Here is a 19,594-nt window from a genome sequence, read left to right as displayed (position 1 = left end):
TGCTGCAAAGATTCCAGAGCACTGGATTTTTCGGCTAGCTGTTGCTGAAACTCGTGTTCCCGGTGTTCTCTTTCGGCTAGCTGCTGCTGCAAAGATTCCAGAGCACTGGATTTTTCGGCTAGCTGTTGCTGAAACTCGTGTTCCCGGTGTTCTCTTTCGGCGAATTGCTGCTGCAAAGATTCCAGAGCACTGGATTTTTCGGCTAGCTGTTGCTGAAACTCGTGTTCTCGGTGTTCCCTTTCGGCGACTTGCTGCTGCAAAGATTCCAGAGCACTGGATTTTTCGGCGAGTTGCTGCTGAAACTCGTGTTCTCGGTGTTCCCTTTCGGCGACTTGCTGCTGCAAAGATTCCAGAACACTCGATTTTTCTGCTAACTGCTGCTGAAACTCGTGTTCCCGGTGTTCTTTTTCAGCGACTTGCTGCTGCAAAGAAGCGATCGAACTTTCGCGTTCACTCAACTGCTGCTGTAAACTTTCGTAACTTGACTTCGCTACTGTTTCCTGCAATTGGCTTTCGAGATTTTGCTTTTCCGTAGCTAATTGCTGCTGCAAAGAAGCGATCGAACTTTCGCGTTCCGTCAACTGCTGCTGTAAACTTTCGTAACTTGACTTCGCTACTGTTTCCTGCAATTGGCTTTCGAGATTTTGCTTTTCCGTAGCTAATTGCTGCTGCAAAGAAGCGATCGAACTTTCGCGTTCACTCAACTGCTGCTGTAAACTTTCGTAACTTGACTTGGCTACTGTTTCCTGCAATTGGCTTTCGAGATTTTGCTTTTCCGTAGCTAATTGCTGCTGCAAAGAAGCGATCGAACTTTCGCGTTCACTCAACTGCTGCTGTAAACTTTCGTAACTTGACTTGGCTACTGTTTCCTGCAATTGGCTTTCGAGATTTTGCTTTTCGGTAGCTAATTGCTGCTGTAAAGAAGCGATCGAACTTTCGCGTTCCGTCAACTGCTGCTGTAAACTTTCGTAACTTGACTTGGCTACTGTTTCCTGCAATTGGCTTTCGAGATTTTGCTTTTCCGTAGCTAATTGCTGCTGTAAAGAAGCGATCGAACTTTCGCGTTCACTCAACTGCTGCTGTAAACTTTCGTAACTTGACTTGGCTACTGTTTCCTGCAATTGGCTTTCGAGATTTTGCTTTTCCGTAGCTAATTGCTGCTGTAAAGAAGCGATCGAACTTTCGCGTTCACTCAACTGCTGCTGTAAACTTTCGTAACTTGACTTGGCTACTGTTTCCTGCAATTGGCTTTCGAGATTTTGCTTTTCCGTAGCTAATTGCTGCTGCAAAGAAGCGATCGAACTTTCGCGTTCCGTCAACTGCTGCTGTAAACTTTCGTAACTTTCTTGCAGCGGATTTGGCTTTACACTCACCGAGTCCGATAGAGTTTCTGCCGTTACAGCGTCATTAATTTCGCTTTCTTCGGCTGTTTCCCCTTGCAAGTCGGGGGTCTCAACCTGCGTTTCTTCACCTTTTTTCCAAGTGACAGTAACTTCCGTCTTGTCCTTAGAAATATCCAGAGCGCCTTGTGCCAAGCGTTCTAGGAGTTCCGACCTTGATATTCCGAGCTTGCGAGCGATCACGTTTAATCGATCGGCACTAGAAGAAGTCAGCGAAAGTCCGACTTTGACTTTACTTTCTGAATTGGAACTAACTACATTGCGATTTTTTTTGACCATTGGCATTTTCCTCATGCCAACCTACACTTATTAGTGTAGTGGCTGAAGCTTCTATTAAAATTAATTCTTGTTACTTACCAATTGTGCCAGCTTCCGTTCCCAATTGAACAAAAATCCTTGAATATACTCTTGCGTCCATTCCTCGCCGTAGAACCGCTTAAACATTCCCTCGGCCGAGTTTTTTTCGGCACGATACCGCAGATAGCACAGTTGAGCTTGTCAGATATTATCTAACTTTGCGCCCGATGTCACCGATTCGGCGCGATCGACCAAATCCAAATCACCCGCCACATAGTCTTTGAACGCTGCAAAAACGCGAGTTTCCACAACTTCCGTTTCCTTGGCGCGAGTGCACAGAAACGGCCACGAGAAAAACTGCTTCGCTTCCTCTGGAAAGTGGCCATCCCAGGGAAGGTGCGGTTGATGAGCTTGAAAAATATGTTTGATGCCCAGTACACTTAGCCTGGTAGTGAGCGTCGCCGCCAAACAAAGGCTGCATATCCAAAGTAATTAAATGGCAACCCGGCAGCGTTACCAAATCCGCGCCAAAAAACGGCAAATCAAAGTTAAGATGCGGGAATATCACAAAATTGAGAACTTGCAAGCTGCCGTCTTAACGTGAGCCACCCCAAACTGCTGCAAATTCGGGGATGCAAAAGCCTAACTGGTAGTTACGATTTCCTGAGTTTGTTTTTTTCCTTTGCCGACTGTAGCTTCCTTGAGTTCAAACCCTTGTGGAATCGGGTAATACTGTAAGTCTAACCAATTTTTAATTTTAGCGATCGCCGCATCTAAAAAAGGCTGAGCAAGAATGATATCAACCTGTAGATTAGAGATTTTACCTCCTAAATCTACAGGTTGATAGTAAAAAATTAAGTTTTTTTCTTGTCTATTTGAGATTTGAGATTTGAGATTTTACCTACTCAATCGAGAGGTTTCTAGTCATGACTAAATTTATTACGGCGAACTTGTTTTTTTGAGAAATATATGTAAACTTAGTGGTCATCGCGAGTTCGCGGTTACAGCTAAAGGCACAGCATCTTCAAACAAAAATTTATCAAGAAATTTCTCAGCCACTTCGTGACCGAAATAACTGCTAAACAATCCCGAAGCCGGCTCTCTGTCTGCACTGTATCCGTAACATTGATAAATTGGGGATGGGCAGCGCGATCGGGCTAATCTAGGGGCGGGTTTAAGAGTTTAAGGGCAGCTACCAATGTCTGCTCGATTTTGTAAGCCCTTGTTTTACAGCGAAGCTTCCAAAGTCGCACCTGCAACCCGATGATCTCGATCTTTTGCCAAATAGCTCACAGCAGCGCGAGCTTGAGGATTGTCAAATTTGCTCAGCGCGCGAGCAACTCGCAGCCGAATTCCCCAGTAATCCGCGCTTACAAGAGGTAATAATTGCTGCAAAGCCTCTTCTTGCTTCTGGGTATTAGCCAGCAGACCACATCCGTCAATTGCTGCTTCCTGAACTGGTACATCTTCGCCGCCAAGACCGATCGCACAAATTTCAAATATTGCATCAGGACACTGCATTTCGTACAGCGGAGCCATGATACTGCGGCGGACGAGCCAATTGTCATCACGGCGAAAAGCTTCGACTAAATGAGAAATTGCCTCGGTTCCGAACCTTGACAAAGAGTTAGCGGCTTCTGCTCGCACGTTCGGATCGCGATCGAACTGCATCATTTTTAACAGCGCCGCAAAAGCTTCCGCAGTTTGAATCTGCCGCAATCCCATCGCCACGAACGATCGCACCATAAACTCGCGATCGTCCACTTTGCTCAGCAACATCGGTAGCGCCACCGCAGAATCGCACTTTCTCAGAGCCGTTACCCCCCGCAGCCTGTCTTGAGAATCCGAACTTTGCAGCGCTGCTTGGATTTCGCTAATTTTCATAAGCCAATTATATATTTTTGTTACTTTTCTTTACAATTTTAGCAATTATTCCCGGATTTGGGGCAGATTTAAAAAAATTTCACTGCTGAATCAGAAATTTTGTGGGTATTTAAGCGAGCTTTTGTATTAGTAATGAAGGCAATCAGTACCCTATTTATTTGAGGAGGCGGAGGCATCCTTTATTTTTTTAAATAGGTTTTAACAGCCGATTTTTTACAAGCAGCGGCTTGGGCGGAGTGCAGAATATAATCATTTTTAACCCCAATTTTCGGAGATAAAAGCGCAATTTAAAACCTAATTATCCCGCGCATAAAATCCCAAATGATTGGAAACTGGACGTTCTTGCATGGGGATTTTATTCTGAATCGGAGCATTCAACAGTTTCGCTCCTGACGGCGATGCTACTGCAAAACTTACCGACCCGCCGCCATCTAAATTTAGCACTGTCTCGGCTCCCAACTGCATCGAAATATCAGTTATTTCGCTCAATTTCAGCCCTTCACTGTAAAGCCTCTGCTTGCCGTCTACCAGAATTAACCACAACTTGTCGCCTGTTTTGTCGATCGCCGCCACTGCACGGGGATAGGGTTTATCCTGTTTGCGTTCTTCCTGACTTTGTGCTACGGGTTTGCCATTTTTCACCAGTAAAGTATCTCCGGCAACTGCATAGGCTGTCCCTGCAGGACAAGTGCCGTTTTCGATTATTTGAGCGCGGTTTTTGGCATCAAAACAAAGGGCGGGAAAGCCTGGATCTGGTTGAGAATAAGCTTGGCTTTTGGCAATGGCGTGTCCGACATTATTTACTCGATCGCCACTGCGGGGGTAGTAATCCCAAGGTGCTTTCTCGATGCAGGGATAAAAAAAATTGCCGTTGACTGCTAATTGCAATTTAAATTCTTTGAGGAATTCAGTAGCGGTGCGGGCATTGGTTTCTGTTAAATCGGCTGTTGGGTTTCCGGGAGTGACAAAAATTCCTATTCCCGGCGCTTTTAGGTCGATGCTAACAATGTGAATTAGGGTGGGACGCGGATTAGTCCGAAATTCCCTGCGGTAGCCTATTCCTTGAAAGAGCGATCGCGCTTCGTTGGTTTGTTCGGGACGCAAAAAGTAGGGAATGTTGTAGAGTAGTATTGGTGCGAGTAATATTCCGAGACCGAGAATATGCCAAATTTGTTTGAGAGTGGGTCGATCAGTCATACCATTTTAGATTTGAGATGGGGGACGGGAACACTGACAGATTTATTATATATTTTCCAGCATCCTGTACTAATATGAAGTATTCGGATTCCAATAATTTTAGCAATCAAATTTTACGAAATCGATCGTTCCAAGGACAAGTTCTTAACGGTGCTGATTTCAGCGGTGCGGATGTTCGAGGCTGCAATTTTAGAAATGCTCAGTTAGCGGGTGCGAATTTTCTAGGTGCAAAAATCGGGCTTTCTCGGCGACAGATTGCTGTTTTGAGTGCTGGGGCGATCGCGATTTGTTTGGTTGTGGGCGATGTTCTGACTCGACTGATTTTGGGAACTCAAGGACAATTACCGGGCTCTGGCAGTTGGGCTTTTGTTCTGTTGCTGTACGGGGTTTTGAGCGCTGCTGGTTTCGCTTCGGCGATCGCCAGCAAACAGCCAAAAACCTCAAAAGCGGGTAGATTGGCACGAACAATTTCTGCTATTCTATCAGGAGCTTTGTTGGGATTTTTCTATGCTGGCACTGCAACTAATAATAATTCCCAGGCTGCTCTTGCTGGAATGTCGATCGGCGGGGTGTTAATGTTTTTTCTGAGTTCCCGGATTCGTAGCCAATTTGCACAGGTTGCGATCGCATCGGCTGGAAGTGTGGCGACTTACGCAGCGGCTTTTTTGTTCAGTGCAACGGCGAGCGCTTTTCTGAGCACTCACAAACTGTTTTGGGGTATGTGTTTCGGTTTGCTGTCGCTGCTGTATCTTTGGTTTGCGTTTGTGTCTTTCTCGGCTATTGTTCGAGAGATTGGAAATGCCGAGGGTACTTCCTTCAGAGGGGCAAATCTCGCTGATGCTCAGTTCGATATAAATTATCTCAACCTAAAATCTAAAATTTAAAATCTAAAATTCCCCGACTGATATTCAAACAGCAATTGATCCAGCAGAAAGCGACGCTTTGCTGCAAACGGTGGCGATTGGTGTAGGAGCGTCACTATGGTTTTCTAGTATTGGCATTATCTCTGGGCGTTTATTCTCGGCCCGATCGCCCGTAATTTACACTCAAAAATATAAAAGCGAGATCCCTTGGTTTTTCTAAAAGAATTCAAGGGATCTCGCTCTAATCAAAGTATTTATCTCATCTCAGAGATTTTTGTTGCAAACTGTTTTTTTTGCCTAAACAGCTTGTTTAACGGAGAGGGAGGGATTCGAACCCTCGTTAAGTTGCCCTAAACACACTTTCCAGGCGTGCGCCTTCAACCGCTCGGCCACCTCTCCAGGGCTAAATTCATTCATTTAGCCACAGCTCAACTATCATAGCAGAACAAATCTGATTTGGGAAGGGGTAACGGCATAAATTTGCTGTTTAACTATTCGAGGGGGTCTGGGGGAGCAATAAGTCCCACACCATAATCTTTGATTTGGTGTTGGGATACATGGACGCCCCCACACCAATTTTATCCGGTCAATCAGGCGTAAAATCCTTAGCAGGTATAGATTTATAGATTTGCAATTCTGTGTTAGACTTGATTGCATGACTCTGATCATGAACTACTGCTACCGAATTTATCCCGACGCCAGCCAAGAAGAAACGATGCTTCATTGGTTGGAAATTTCTCGCAAGGTTTATAACTACGCCTTGCGAGAAATCAAAGATTGGGTCAATTCGCGTAAATGTAGTTTAGATTATTGTTCGCTGGAGAGAGAATACATCGTTCCAGCCGACAAGCCATTCCCTACCTATTACGTTCAACAGAACGAACTTCCCAAAGCGAAGAAAACGTTCTCGTTGTTGGGCGAAGCCCCTTCTCAAGTTCTGCAAACTACTATTCGTAGATTGCATGATGCTTGGAATTATTTTCAGTCGCGGGGGTTTGGCTTTCCTCGCTTCAAGAAGTTTGGACAAATCAAGTCCATGCTGTTTCCTCAATTCAAAACCAATCCTATTACGGGATGGCAGATAAGCTTGCCCAAACTTGGGAAGATGCCTATCAACTTGCATCGACCTATCCCAGAGGGGTTTGTGGTTAAGCAAGCACGGATATTGAGGAAAGCTGATAGGTGGGAAGTTGTAGTAACAATTGAGTCTGATGTGTCGATACCTGACGCTCAACCGCATGGAGATGGGCTGGGTATCGACTTGGGATTGTCCAAGTTTTTGACAACCTCGGATAAAGAGTTTATTGCTCGACCCCGATTCCTGACATCCTTGTACCGCAAGCTGGAATTGCTGCAACGTAAGTATGCCAGAACGAAAAAGGGTTCTAAGAACCGTGAGAAAGCTCGAATCAAGGTTGCCAGATTCCACAACCACATCGCTAGAGTTCGGAAGGATTGGCAATTCAAACTGGCTAACCATTTGTGTACCAAGGAAGGTATTGGGATGGTCTTTGTTGAGGACTTGAACTTGAAAGCGATGTCCAGGGGGATGTTGAGAAAACATACCTTGGATGCTGCTTTTGGTCAATTTCTCAATCTGTTGGAGTGGGTCGCCAAGAAGCATCAAATCTATTTTTGTCGCGTCAATCCAGATGGAACGTCTCAAACTTGCCCTAAGTGCAACACACATACGGGTAAAAAAGAGCTTTCCGAACGAGTTCATAAATGTGGTGAGTGCGGATATCAAACCGATAGAGATCACGCAGCATCTGAAGTTATTAGGTTGCGTGGTTTAGAACTCATTAGTACGCAAGGACTTTGCGGAATAGAAAATGCCTATGCAGTCGGTCTGCCGGGGATTGATGAAAGTCAGTCGGCGTCAGAGGCGAAATCCCGCAAGGGAAGAACTAGGAAATCTTCCAACAGTGATGTTGGGAAGCCCATACCATAATCTTTGATTTGGTGTGGGAGGATGTCACTATGGGTAGGGTGTGAAACGGGCAGGCTTGGGTTCTCCTCCCTGGGTCGCAAACCCCTTCATCTAAAGGATCTTGCCCCGCCAACCCCAATCTAAAATCTAAAATCTAAAATCTAAAATTCCATGACTAACTCTTACACAATTAAAATTCATAACAGACAGACAGGCGATCGCCACACCGTGCGAGTACCCGAAGACCGCTACATCCTCCAAAGCGCCGAAAACCAAGGAGTAGAATTGCCTTTTTCCTGTCGCAACGGCGCTTGTACGGCCTGTGCGGTGCGCGTCAAGTCGGGGGAACTGCACCAGCCAGAAGCAATGGGGCTTTCTGTGGAACTGCAAAAAGAAGGTTATGCCCTGCTGTGCGTCAGCTATCCCCGTTCCAACATCGAGGTAGAGACGCAAGACGAAGACGAAGTGTACGAATTGCAATTCGGTCGTTACTTCGGCAAAGGTAAAGTTAAAGCCGGTTTGCCGTTGGATGAAGAGTGAGGCAACTTGATAAATTATCAACTACCAATTATCCATGCTTTATCGATTATGTGCGATCGCCCTGTGTCTGTTGCTAGCTAGCTGCCAAAAACCAGAAATTCCCCAAGGTACGATCGCCAAAGTAGAAAGGGCCCTCAGCGGCCAAACAATCGAAGTTATCAGTACAGCCGACAAAATAGCCTTATTAGAACAAATCAGGCTGATTGGTATTGATGCGCCGGATTTAAAACAGCAGCCTTGGGGAGAAGCAGCCAAACAAAGACTAGAACAGCTAATTGGGGGAAAACAGGTATTGTTAGAATCCGACATCCAAGAGAAAGACCAGTTCGATCGCAAACTAGCCTACTTGTGGCAAGATAAAATTTTGCTCAACGAACAGCTAATCAAAGAAGGTTATGTCCTGGCCTCAGTGCGATCGCCCAACACCAAATATCAGCAGCGACTCATCAACGCTCAAGAATGGGCGAGACTGATGGGTAAAGGCCTGTGGAATCCAGAACGAGCCCTGCGCCAAACTCCCGCAGAATTCCGCCAGCAAAATCGGAAATAATCATGAGTCATTAGTGAAGGACTAAAAACTCCTCAGTTATACCTAATAACTAATGAGCAAGGATTTCATTATTCCTTCTTCCCTCTTCCTTCTTCCCTCTTCCTTCTTCCTTCTTCCCTCTTCCTTCTTCCCTCTTCCTTCTTCCCTCTTCCTTCGTGTCCTTCGCGTCTTCGCGGTTCCTACTTCCCTCTTCCTAATGACTGACAATCAACTGCAAAACTTCTTAGAAATAGCCACCGAAGCAGCCCTAGCCGCCGGTTCCGTCCTGAAATCTTTCTGCGGAAAATTAGAAAAAATTCAAGAAAAAGGTCGATCGGGCGATTTAGTAACAGAAGCCGACAAAGCCTCAGAAGCCGTCATCTTAGAAATTCTCGGCCGCCACGTACCCGACCACGCCATCCTCGCCGAAGAATCCGGCAAATTAGGGAATGCCAGCAGCAAATACCTGTGGGCGATCGACCCTTTGGACGGCACAACAAATTATGCTCACCAATATCCTTTTTGGGCAGTGTCGATCGGACTTTTAATTGACGGAATACCACAAATTGGAGTAATTTACGACCCTTTTCATAACGAATTGTTTCGGGCAGGCAAAGGATTGGGAGCAACCTGCAACCGATCGCCGATCGAAGTTTCCCAAATCTCAGAATTGAGAACCAGCTTGCTAGTAACGGGCTTTGCATACGATCGGCGCGAAACAGCAGACAATAACTATGCCGAATTCTGTCACCTCACCCACCTCACCCAAGGCGTGCGGCGCAGCGGTTCCGCATCCCTAGACCTCGCGCACCTCGCGATGGGGCGATCGGACGGCTATTGGGAACGGGGACTCGCCCCTTGGGACGTAGCAGCAGGTGTAGTCATCGTCTCCGAAGCCGGAGGTCAAATTACAGCTTATGACGGTAGTGCCTTTGAGATGAACTCGGGTCGGATTTTGGCCACAAACGGCAAAATACACGCCGAACTCAGCAGCGCACTGCTAGCCGTTCCTCCCTTATCTTCTTGGAAGTAGCGCCCCCCAGTAATAGATCGGGGGTAGTACGGGGGTCAGAACCCCTTGACTCAAGCTACATTAAAGAATAGTGAAAAGCCAGGAAAGGAAGAGTAAAAGTTATGTCTTTTGAAATGACAAAAGGGCTGTTCAAGTATGACTTTACAGATCAGCACGCAATTTTGGGAATTCCCTTAGACGCCGAGTTTAACGACATCCGCAAGCGCTACATGAAAATCGCCCGCCGGTTGCATTCGGATACTTGCTCTTTTGAAAGCCAAGCCGATAAAGATTGGGCTAACCAATTTTTGTCAAAAGTAGTCAATCCGGCCTACAACAAATTCTCCAAGGAAAGCGATCGCAAAGAATACAGCCTGCTATTAGCAGCCATCGGCAAGCGCGTCGTTAAAGAACAGGCGAAAATGCAAATTGAAAGCGAAGCAGCCAAACAGTTAGCTACCGCTCAAAATTGGGAAGAAGCTTACAAAACAGCAGTTAGCAAACTCGCTCTCAAGCAGTACGAATCAGTTAAGGAAACGCAAGAGGCGATAAATCAAATTAGCGAACTTAATATGGTTTACCTGCTGCGAAAAGAGCGCCAAGGCATTCCAACCCAGCCGCCACCCCCCCCAACCGACGATAAACGGCTAAAAAAAACAGACCCCCCAACCCCAACCCCAACCCCAACCCCAACCCCAATTCAAGTAACGCAGCCGCGCACAGACTCGCCGGCCGAACCCTATTGCCGCCGAGCTCAAGGATTCATGGACAGCAAAAGTTACGCCAAAGCAATTTTAGAGTTGAAAGAAGGGGTGAAACGCGATCCGAAATACAGCAAGGCTCACGCTATGTTAGCAATGTGTTACGTTGAACAAAATCAAGCCACAATGGCAAAACTTGAGATGAACAAAGCTTTTGCATCAAATCCTGAAGAACCGACGGCTTTAGAGGTTAAGAAAAAGCTGGAACAAGCTTCCGCAAAGGCCAAAAAAGGTGATGATAAACCAGGATTTTTTGCAAGTTTGTTTGGCGGGAAGAAGAAGTAAGAAGTTGTGAGTTGTGAGTCAGGAATATTTAGAAATTGGTAAACTGCACAGCAGTGGAGTGAGATCGAGCAAAACAATCAAGACTGGGTGAGATCACATCCGATCGCAGTCGGAATTATACCGTCAATATGAGCGTCCCGCGATCGCGGATTCTCCAGAAAGAGCGGGACGATCGCACTGACGGGGAAAATGATAATTCCGATGCAAACCAAAACGCTATCACGCCTTAATTTGTTAAAGTCGAAGGTTAAGCTTGCCTGATTCGACTTTAACCGCGTTCCCTAAAGCTAAGCTTCTAAGCCCAATCTAAAATCTAAAATCTAAAATCTAAAATTGATATGACACCTTAATTTGTTAAAGTCGAATGTTAAGCTTGCCTGGTTCGACTTTAACACCGTCCATAAAGCTAAGCTTCTAAGCCCCATCTAAAATCTAAAGTCTAAAATCTAAAATTGATATGGTTCACCAACCCCCATCCGGCGCAAGAGATTTATTGCCCCTTGACGTTGCTCAAAAAATTTCGATCGAACGGCGCTTGCAGCAGGTTTTTCACCGCTGGGGCTACCACCGGATTATTACCTCTACTCTAGAAAGGCTGGAAACTTTGATGGCTGGGGGTGCGATCGACCGATCGACTCTGATTCAATTGCAAGATGCCGAGGATGGAGAACTTGGTTTGCGGCCGGAATTGACAGCATCCATCGCCCGGGCGGCTGCAATGCGGATGGCCGGGACTCGCTGGCAGCCTCAGCGCCTCTACTACAACGCTAACGTGTTCCGCAAAGGCCCAGATACTGGCTCAGGCGGGCAACAGGAGTTCTATCAAGCTGGGGTAGAGCTGCTCGGCGCGGGGGGGACGGTTGCGGATGCGGAAGTGCTGCTGCTGCTGTCTGAATGCTTGCAGAGCTTGGGAATTGATGACTGGCATTTGGTTTTGGGAGAAGCGGGCTTGACTGCAACATTGCTAGAAGCGTTTCCGCCAAACGTGCGCCAAAAAGTTCGGGGGGCGATCGCCAATCTCGATCGAATTGCCTTGGAAACTTTGCCGCTGTCAACGGAATTGCGAGAAAGAGCTCTGCTGTTATTTGACTTGCGCGGCCGGCCAGAAGAGGTGTTGCCAATTGTTGCCAAGCTGGATTTAGATTTGCCGCAGCAAGCCGCGTTAAACAATCTCAAATCGGCGATCGAATTGCTGCACCAATGCCAGTCAAAAATTCCCAATCTCAAATCTCACATTCACCTCGATTTGAGTTTAATTCAAACATTTGACTATTACACTGGAATTGTGTTTGAAGTTGTCAGCAGCAGCAAGACAGGACAGCGAGTTTTAGGACAAGGAGGACGCTACGACCAACTGTTGGGACTGTTCGATCCGCAAGGGCAAAATTCCCCCGGCATTGGGTTTTGTCTAAATATTGAAGAGTTGCACCAAGTTTTGCTGACAGAGGGGCAATTGCCCAGCCAGACGCCAGCTAGCGACTGGTTGGTGGTGGCTCAAACTCCTGAAGCTAGTGCCGCCGCGTTTGCTTACGCTCGCAAACTCCGAGACTCTACTCACCTAGTTCGGGTAGAAATAGATTTAGAGAGTCGGGAGACAGCAGAGTCGGCGCGGGAATACGCGCGCGATCGACGAATTACTCAAATTGCTTGGGTAAATGCCAAAGGATTGCCAACAATTGAAACGGTAAATTAAGAGCTGCTAGAGAACACCCAGAGCCCCGATTTATTAGAGAAGCCGTGGCTCTAACAAACCTTGTACAAAAAACTTAATAAAAGTAATTTTTTACCCTAAATCCATTGCTGTAATGGCGTTTCTCCATACAAAAACCCGGTTTCTGCATCCCGGAGTAAGATCCTCTATCGGTTTTAGTTCGTGCTAGCATTGTGAGCGTTAGTTTCCAGTTGAAGAGTAAAAGTAAAAAATGCTGTTTAACTCCACACTGTTTTTAGGATTCCTGGTAGTTGTGGTGTATGTGTATTACTTACTGACACCGCACTACCGACGTTGGTTTTTGCTATTGGCTAGCTACTCTTTTTATTGGGCTTGGAGCGTACCATACTCAATTTTAATGGTTGGCTATACCCTGCTGGCTTATAAAACAGCTCGAATCATCGACGATTCGACTCAACAGAGAAACCGAACTACGGCCTTAATTACTTTTCTGGCTGTAGTTATTAGCACTCTGTTTGTGTTCAAGTACGCAAACTTCTTCTTAGATTCGAGTTATTCGCTGTTTGGATTTAGGCTTTGGCCTCAACTGAACCTGCTATTACCTTTAGGTATTTCTTTTTACACGTTCTCAACAATTAGCTACATAGTCGATGTCTACAAGGGCGTTACCAAGGCTCAAAAGTCAATCCTCGACGTAGCGCTGTACGTGATTTTCTTCCCTAGCCTGCTGGCTGGGCCGATCGTCCGCGCCGAGGTGCTCATGCCCCAGTTTGCCTGTGAGTCATCGGTAGACTGGATTGTGATCCGCAGCGGTATTGCCCAGATTGTCTGGGGGATGCTGAAAAAAGTTTATGTAGCTGATTCGATCGCACCAATAGCCAACGAAGTTTTCGCCAGTCCAGAAAATGTTTCCGGGCTGGGGCTTGTGCTGGGTACATTAGCTTATACCGTTCAAGTCTACTGTGACTTTTCGGGTTATTCGGATATTGCGATCGGTTCGGCTCGCCTATTGGGAATTGAACTGCCGAAAAATTTTGAGAAACCTTATTTAGCCTATAGCATTACTGATTTCTGGCGCAGGTGGCACATTTCGCTGTCAAATTGGTTGCGCGACTACCTCTACATTCCTCTAGGCGGGAATCGGGGCGGCAATCTCCGCACTTACGCGAACCTAATGATTACGATGCTGCTGGGAGGGCTCTGGCACGGTGCTGGATGGAACTGGGTTGTTTGGGGAGGTTTGCAAGGAGCAATGCTCTCCATTGAACGAGCAACTAAACTTTCATCTAAGCCAACTTCTAAAATGAACTATTTAATCCGCTGGCTGATTACCTTGTGTCTAATATGTACTTCTTGGATATTCTTCCGGGCAGCGGATTTGAACAGTGCCGTTGTAGTATTGCAGCGGATATTGACCTTTGCTGACGGGCGGATACCTATTGACTATCGGCCGCTGTTCTACATGGCAACAATTCTGCTAGTTGAATGGTGGGATTTGAAGCAAAAATGGATGAGTTGGACACAAAACCACCCAAATTCGCTCAAGTGGATTACTTATGCAATGGCGATCGCGCTAATATTTACCTTCGCCGGTGCCTCAAGTTCAAATTTCCTTTACTTCCAGTTCTAATCGGCTTGAAAAATTATGAGTCAGATATTTAATGACAAGGCCATTGCAAATTTAAAAACGACAGTTCGCTACATTGCTGTGGATTTGTCGAAGGTATTGTTGGCATTTGTATTATTAGAAGGACTCCTGCAAGTGACTGCTCGTGAGTATAGCAATAATGTTTTCGATCGGGAATTCACAGGCGGTCATCCCATCGCCGTTAGCAGTCCCGGCAATCGTGGCCCTGTGGTGCCGATTAAAAAAGCTCCAGGCGAAGTGCGAATCCTGGGAATGGGAGATTCCACCACCTTCGGTACTGGGATTGCTGCTGAAGATACTTGGCCAGCTCAGCTAGCAACTATTTTTCAGAAAAACGGTGCTAAGGCAACCTACATCAATAGCGCTCTAGAGGGTTATTCACTCAAGGAAATCAACACGGTTTACCGCAACCTGTGGTCTCAGTACCAGCCAGATTTAGTGGTACTGGCGGTAGATAACAACTTGGTCTCGATGACCTGGTTTCGTCGCGATGACAAATCAGTGACTGCAAACCCTTATCTGGAGCCAGTTGCCAAATCCAAGCTGGCGGGTGTGAAAAACCACTTCAAAATCTTAGCTACCCCGTCTTGGCTAAAAATCAACTCCCAAAAATGCTTGTACTTCCTGGGTTTGGCAAACAACAACATGAAACCGGATGTTCCTTTGGGCGCAACCCTAGCCTTGGGTTGGCAGCAGGCAGATTTGCCTCCCGATGTCGCCGAACGTGCTTGGAAGCAATTCGAGACCGATTTGAGTGTACTCCGGGACTCTGTTGCTGCTGACGGCCGCTCTTTGGCTGTAGTTTACTTGCCTACTCGGTTTATGGCTTTTGACGGTTTTTCTGATAACGAACAGCAAGTACCTAGACAGCGGCTGACTATTGATGCGGGTAAGCGACTTGGGGAAATTAGTAAGTCTCTTGGTTTACCCTATGTCGATTCTACTGAAGGAGTTCGCCGCGGGCGATCGCAAATTGCTCAAAAAGAGGGTCGTTTTGCCCCGATGTATATTAAATTTGATACGGTTCACCTTGACAAAGACGGTCACAAAGCTGTGGCTGAAGATTTGTTCGGGCTGCTTGGCAAATCGAATCAACCTCGATAACGTCTGTTTTCAATGTTAAATTAGAAAAAAAACTGAGGCTTTAGATTCCACTCCAAGTGAAAAGTTATTTCTAGTTCGTCCACCAAATTTGAAGAATTGAGAACACTGTGTCACATACTATCGTTACGAATATTTGCGAGGGAATTGCTGATTGCGTTGGCGCTTGTCCGGTTGCTTGCATTCACCCCGGCCCTAGCAAAAATGTCAAGGGTACTGATTGGTTTTGGATTGATTTTGATACCTGTATTGACTGCGGCATTTGTTTGCAGGTGTGTCCTGTCGAAGGTGCGATCGTTCCAGATGAACGCCCTGAGTTGCAGCAAACTCCCTCTTAATTGCAACTAGATTGCAATTGAGGGCTAAATAGCTACATTAACTAAGGGGTAAGGTGCGCGACCCGGCGCACCCTACAGTAACTTTTTTATGAACCGCAGAGGGCGCAGAGGACACAGAGAAGAGGAGTGAGAAATAGTGGAAAAATCTAACGTTTAGATATCTAAGTGCAGGTAATTAATGAGGTTACTTTTGTGAGTTCTTTCTCTTCCCTTATCTTGTCTTCCTACCCTTGGGGAACGGCTTCGCCGAACCTGTCCTTCGCGTCTTCGCGGTTCGTTTAAAAAAAAGCCCGATCGCACTTTACAAAAAAATCTACACTAAAATCCTATGCAGCCGATCGCACTTTCCGACTCTCATATTTTATCCATGCGTACCCACGCCGAAAGCGCTTATCCTGAAGAATGCTGCGGTTTGTTGCTCGGTCGAGTTACTGGCGGTGTTAAAACTTTGGTAGAAGTTTGGCCGACTGACAATGCTTGGAGTTCTGAGGCCCAGGAGAATTGGCCCGAACAAAAAGGATTGACAGAAAGACGCAGATATGCTATTAGGCCCGAAGATATGTTGCGGGCGATGAAATATGGGCGCGATCGCAGTCTGGAGATTATCGGTATATATCATTCTCACACGGATTGTCCTGCAGTGCCCTCAGAGTGCGATCGGACATTGGCCTGGGCCCAATACTCTTATATCATTGTGTCAGTCCGACAAGGCTGTTCGGAAGACCTCCGCAGTTGGAGTCTTGACGGAGAGGGGAACTTTCAACCAGAGGAAATTCGCCTAGTGGAACCGACTGAGATTAAGAAATAATTAGTAAAAATAACAAACAGGTAAAAATGCGAAAGATTCAGATAGGATGTAATTCAAAATCTGCGCTACACACAATATCATGCTAAATCCTAATCTGGACGAGATCCAGCTCAACAAACAAGAATACGAACGCTACTCTCGCCACCTGATCCTGCCAGAAGTTGGATTGGAAGGGCAAAAGCGTCTCAAAGCTGCCAGCGTGCTCTGCATCGGTACGGGAGGCCTCGGTTCGCCGCTGCTGCTGTATTTAGCAGCCGCCGGTGTTGGCCGCATTGGGATTGTAGACTTTGATGTTGTAGACCATTCCAATTTGCAGCGGCAAGTAATTCACGGCACTTCTTGGGTTGGGAAACCGAAGATTGAGTCGGCTAAAAATCGGATTTTAGAAATAAATCCTTTTTGTCAAGTTGATTTGTACGAAACTCGCGTTAGTTCGGAAAATGCGATCGACATTGCCACTCCTTACGATATCATTATCGACGGTACGGACAACTTCCCGACTCGCTATTTGATGAACGACGTTTGCGTTCTTTTAAACAAGCCCAACGTCTACGGTTCCATCTTCCGATTTGAAGGACAAGCAACAGTTTTCAACTACGAAGGCGGCCCGAATTACCGCGATTTGTACCCAGAGCCCCCGCCTCCTGGGATGGTTCCTTCTTGTGCAGAAGGCGGCGTTTTAGGCGTTTTGTGCGGTGTTGTCGGTTCTATCCAAGCAACGGAAGCTATCAAGATTATCTTGGGTCAAGGCACTACTTTGAGCGGCAGACTGTTGCTTTACAATGCCTTAGATATGACGTTCCGCCAATTGAAACTGCGGCCTAATCCAGTGCGCCCGGTAATTGAAAAGTTAATCGATTACGAACAATTCTGCGGCATTCCTCAAGCTAAAGCGCAGGAAGCAAGTCAGCAAACGCAAATTCCTGAGATGACTGTCACGCAACTTAAGGAGTTAATCGACAGCGGTGCGAAGGATTTTGTATTGTTGGATGTTCGGAACCCCAATGAGTATCAAATTTGTCAAATTCCTGGGTCGGTTTTGGTTCCTTTGCCGGATATCGAACACGGCGCAGGTGTCGCTAAGGTCAAGGAATTGTTGAACGGCCACCGCTTGATTGCACACTGCAAAATGGGCGGACGTTCTGCGAAGGCTTTGGGGATTTTGAAGGAAGCTGGAATTGAGGGGATTAATGTTAAGGGCGGAATTACTGCTTGGAGTGAAGAAGTAGACCCGTCTGTACCTCAATATTAAGGCTAATCTTTTTCTGGGGCGGGCGATTTGCCCGCCCGGAACGGGGATTATGTCGGCGGCAACTGTTTATTTCTATTGAGTAGATTCTTGAACTTACCTAGTAGATTCTTGGAATTGGCACTCAACATAACCACGCCCCAAACTAGAGCCCCGGCACCGATACTAATCAACAATACGAAGGCAAAAGAATTAATTCCCACCTTCAGGAAAGGCAAAGGCAAAGCAACCATTTGATTGGGCGGGTCTTGTTTAATTAAATAAGGAGAACTTCCAGCCACCACTCCGGCTACTCCCAAACCAAAGCCGACAGCTTGAATCGTGACCTCTAGTTTGGCATTCCGATAAGCTTCTTCGATCGCCACAATAGCTCTAATTGCCTCGGTTGCTTGGTCTAGCAAGCCGGAACCGTGTTTGAAATAGCCTAAATCTGCTTGAATCTGCCTTTGAAACTGCGGGCAAGTTTCTTTACTGAATGCTGCGAGGAAACTTAAATCGGCATCACTATCATTGTACTTTTTAGCTGCTTTGATGTCAAGACTTATTTGATTTAATTTATCCTGGTAATTTTGGGCGTTAATTGCGATCGTATTTTGGCGAAACTCCAAATCAATCAGCATTCGGGCATACTTCACAGCCCGAGGCGGCATCTCGATTGTCTGAGTTTCCAGATATTTTAATTCTTCTTCCTTTAAACCCGCACCTTTCGATTGCTTCTGCTGAGCTTTATCTCGCTGCAAATACTTAAAAGTCTTGTCAATATCCAGTTCAATTTGCTTGTATTCCTCGCGAGTCACGACGTAAAGCTTGCGACTGTCGTGATAAGCGCGAAGAATCTTATTTCGGTACAGAAACAAATCCATAAAATCGCTGTACCGCGTCTCATCCCAGATTTCATCAGTTGTCGGACTGTTGAAAAACCAGATAATAACGTGACAGTAACTATCGGGCTGACTCGGATTACCATACTCCAAAATCGGACTGCCGAATAACTCGCCTTGACGGTAAAAATCCGGCTGATTTTGACCAGAAATCAACTTTTCTAGACACTGTTTGCCTAAAGCTTGGAGAAACTGCGAATCTGCCCGCGCCGCCTGATTTTGTTCGACACTCAGCCAAGCTGTAAGCAGCAGAGTTTGCCCGAAATAACTCTGCAGGAAATCCGGCAGCAAGCAGTTATCGGGATTGAATTCCTTGAAGAGGCTAACATCGACAGCCGATGTTTTATTGCCGTCAACTTTTTCGGGAACGCGAATTTGTAAACCCAAAGCGTAGCTGTCATCAATCCGCAGCGGTTGGGCAAAACCTTTGAGGCTAATTTGTTGGTTTTCGTGGGAAATATTCTTAGCAAAAGCCAGAGAATTTCGCTGGCCAACAACTTCTTTTTTAATCAGGTTGACTCGCCATCCGGCAGGTTCGTCTTTTTTGGACAAGTAGCTGCCGTTGAATGCCTTACCGACTGCTAATTTAGTTTGCAAAATCTCATCGCACTTCTGCCACAAACGGGCGAATTCCACAGGGGAACTAGACTCTGATTCTAGGGGTTGGCAGAGATGAAAGGCAAACAAATAGACGTTGGGGGCATAGATTTTACTGTTTTCAGTCATGGTCTGTATTTGATTGATTCTCTGCATCCAGTTCTTTTTGAATTTTTTTGTAACTATCTTCAATGCTTTGACGCAGAGTTTGGGTGATGTTAGTTAGTGGGTCAGTGGTAGTTGGGGTGGGTTCGCCCGGATCGTCGATTTCTTTTTTGTTTTTGCCGGCCGCAATTTTTAATTCTTCTCCCAATTGATGACGGGCGCACCACTTGCTGATAGCCATAGCAATAGGAAACAATTGATCGTCTGCGAATTCTCCCATTTCTGTTTTTAATTCGGGTAAATCTTGCCATGCTGTCGGCATGAAAATACTCGGGTTTTTGTGCAGCCATTGGAGAAAAGCATTGATAATTTTGTCAGGTTCCATTGTAATTACTCCCGTGATTAAAAAATATAGATTTGTAGATACTGTCTTGACCTGTCAAGGGGTAGCAGTCAAATAATTGGGGTCGAAAGGCTTTTGGGATTTTAAAATCCCA

General features: G+C 46.1%; 17 protein-coding genes, 1 tRNA gene and 2 pseudogenes. 12 read left to right on the top strand and 8 right to left on the bottom strand.

What is annotated here, in order from left to right; genetic code table 11:
* The 5 genes and pseudogenes from QUB14_RS06885 to QUB14_RS06865 form a co-directional block, all read right to left on the bottom strand.
* Positions 1 to 1,679: ribbon-helix-helix protein, CopG family (locus QUB14_RS06885; protein ID WP_333297131.1), on the bottom strand; the 1,679-nt coding region annotated here is incomplete at its 3' end.
* Between the two features lie 60 nt (positions 1,680 to 1,739).
* Positions 1,740 to 2,165, bottom strand: a pseudogene (locus QUB14_RS06880) (hypothetical protein).
* Positions 2,166 to 2,190: 25 nt separating this feature from the next.
* A pseudogene (locus QUB14_RS06875) lies at positions 2,191 to 2,265 on the bottom strand (phycoerythrobilin:ferredoxin oxidoreductase); the annotation flags it as partial.
* Between the two features lie 659 nt (positions 2,266 to 2,924).
* A complete protein-coding gene (locus QUB14_RS06870) occupies positions 2,925 to 3,581 on the bottom strand; it encodes a HEAT repeat domain-containing protein (protein WP_333214724.1) in 657 nt (218 codons plus the stop codon).
* 294 nt (positions 3,582 to 3,875) lie between these two features.
* Entirely contained in the window at positions 3,876 to 4,778 is a 903-nt protein-coding gene (locus QUB14_RS06865; RefSeq protein WP_333214722.1) for a phosphodiester glycosidase family protein, read from the bottom strand.
* Between the two features lie 74 nt (positions 4,779 to 4,852).
* Here QUB14_RS06865 and QUB14_RS06860 point away from each other — a divergent pair, with 74 nt between their 5' ends.
* Entirely contained in the window at positions 4,853 to 5,662 is an 810-nt protein-coding gene (locus QUB14_RS06860) for a pentapeptide repeat-containing protein (protein WP_333214720.1), read from the top strand.
* Between the two features lie 293 nt (positions 5,663 to 5,955).
* Here QUB14_RS06860 and QUB14_RS06855 read toward each other — a convergent pair.
* Positions 5,956 to 6,040, bottom strand: a tRNA-Ser gene (locus tag QUB14_RS06855).
* Positions 6,041 to 6,308: 268 nt separating this feature from the next.
* Here QUB14_RS06855 and QUB14_RS06850 point away from each other — a divergent pair.
* From QUB14_RS06850 to moeB, 11 genes are all read left to right on the top strand, one after another.
* Entirely contained in the window at positions 6,309 to 7,592 is a 1,284-nt protein-coding gene (locus QUB14_RS06850) for a transposase (protein ID WP_333214718.1), read from the top strand.
* Positions 7,593 to 7,742: 150 nt separating this feature from the next.
* Entirely contained in the window at positions 7,743 to 8,111 is a 369-nt protein-coding gene (locus QUB14_RS06845; RefSeq protein ID WP_242721298.1) for a 2Fe-2S iron-sulfur cluster-binding protein, read from the top strand.
* 34 nt (positions 8,112 to 8,145) lie between these two features.
* The gene (locus QUB14_RS06840; protein WP_333214716.1) at positions 8,146 to 8,661 is read left to right on the top strand and encodes a thermonuclease family protein; all 516 of its coding nucleotides are present in this window, start codon (positions 8,146 to 8,148) and stop codon (positions 8,659 to 8,661) included.
* A gap of 196 nt (positions 8,662 to 8,857) precedes the next feature.
* Positions 8,858 to 9,673 (top strand): inositol monophosphatase family protein, encoded by an 816-nt coding sequence (locus QUB14_RS06835; RefSeq protein ID WP_333214714.1) that lies wholly within the window; start codon positions 8,858 to 8,860, stop codon positions 9,671 to 9,673.
* 101 nt (positions 9,674 to 9,774) lie between these two features.
* Positions 9,775 to 10,698 carry a tetratricopeptide repeat protein gene (locus QUB14_RS06830; protein ID WP_333214712.1) on the top strand — a complete coding sequence of 308 codons (924 nt, stop codon included), beginning with the start codon at positions 9,775 to 9,777 and terminating at the stop codon, positions 10,696 to 10,698.
* A 457-nt stretch (positions 10,699 to 11,155) separates the two neighbouring features.
* Positions 11,156 to 12,391, top strand: coding sequence for an ATP phosphoribosyltransferase regulatory subunit (locus tag QUB14_RS06825; RefSeq protein WP_333214710.1), 1,236 nt, complete (start codon positions 11,156 to 11,158; stop codon positions 12,389 to 12,391).
* Positions 12,392 to 12,620: 229 nt separating this feature from the next.
* Entirely contained in the window at positions 12,621 to 14,000 is a 1,380-nt protein-coding gene (locus QUB14_RS06820) for an MBOAT family protein (RefSeq protein WP_333214708.1), read from the top strand.
* Positions 14,001 to 14,015: 15 nt separating this feature from the next.
* On the top strand, positions 14,016 to 15,122 hold the full coding sequence (locus QUB14_RS06815) for a hypothetical protein (RefSeq protein ID WP_333214706.1): 1,107 nt from the start codon (positions 14,016 to 14,018) through the stop codon (positions 15,120 to 15,122).
* 107 nt (positions 15,123 to 15,229) lie between these two features.
* A complete protein-coding gene (locus QUB14_RS06810) occupies positions 15,230 to 15,457 on the top strand; it encodes a ferredoxin family protein (protein WP_333214704.1) in 228 nt (75 codons plus the stop codon).
* Positions 15,458 to 15,785: 328 nt separating this feature from the next.
* On the top strand, positions 15,786 to 16,265 hold the full coding sequence (locus QUB14_RS06805) for a M67 family metallopeptidase (protein ID WP_333214702.1): 480 nt from the start codon (positions 15,786 to 15,788) through the stop codon (positions 16,263 to 16,265).
* Between the two features lie 79 nt (positions 16,266 to 16,344).
* Positions 16,345 to 17,517, top strand: coding sequence for a molybdopterin-synthase adenylyltransferase MoeB (gene moeB, locus QUB14_RS06800; protein ID WP_333040839.1), 1,173 nt, complete (start codon positions 16,345 to 16,347; stop codon positions 17,515 to 17,517).
* 47 nt (positions 17,518 to 17,564) lie between these two features.
* Here the strand turns inward: moeB and QUB14_RS06795 are convergent, their stop codons facing one another.
* Positions 17,565 to 19,121: a hypothetical protein gene (locus QUB14_RS06795; protein ID WP_333214700.1), complete on the bottom strand. Its 1,557-nt coding sequence runs from the start codon at positions 19,119 to 19,121 to the stop codon at positions 17,565 to 17,567.
* The gene (locus tag QUB14_RS06790) at positions 19,114 to 19,482 is read right to left on the bottom strand and encodes a hypothetical protein (protein WP_333214698.1); all 369 of its coding nucleotides are present in this window, start codon (positions 19,480 to 19,482) and stop codon (positions 19,114 to 19,116) included. The genes QUB14_RS06795 and QUB14_RS06790 overlap by 8 nt, the downstream gene beginning before the upstream one ends.
* Positions 19,483 to 19,594: the final 112 nt, after the last annotated feature.

The sequence above is a fragment of the Microcoleus sp. B3-D2 genome (genome assembly GCF_036705345.1).
Classification (GTDB): Bacteria; Cyanobacteriota; Cyanobacteriia; order Cyanobacteriales; family Microcoleaceae; genus Microcoleus.
The sequence above is the reverse complement of the archived record's forward strand: the minus strand, read 5'-3'. Positions and strand labels throughout refer to the sequence as shown.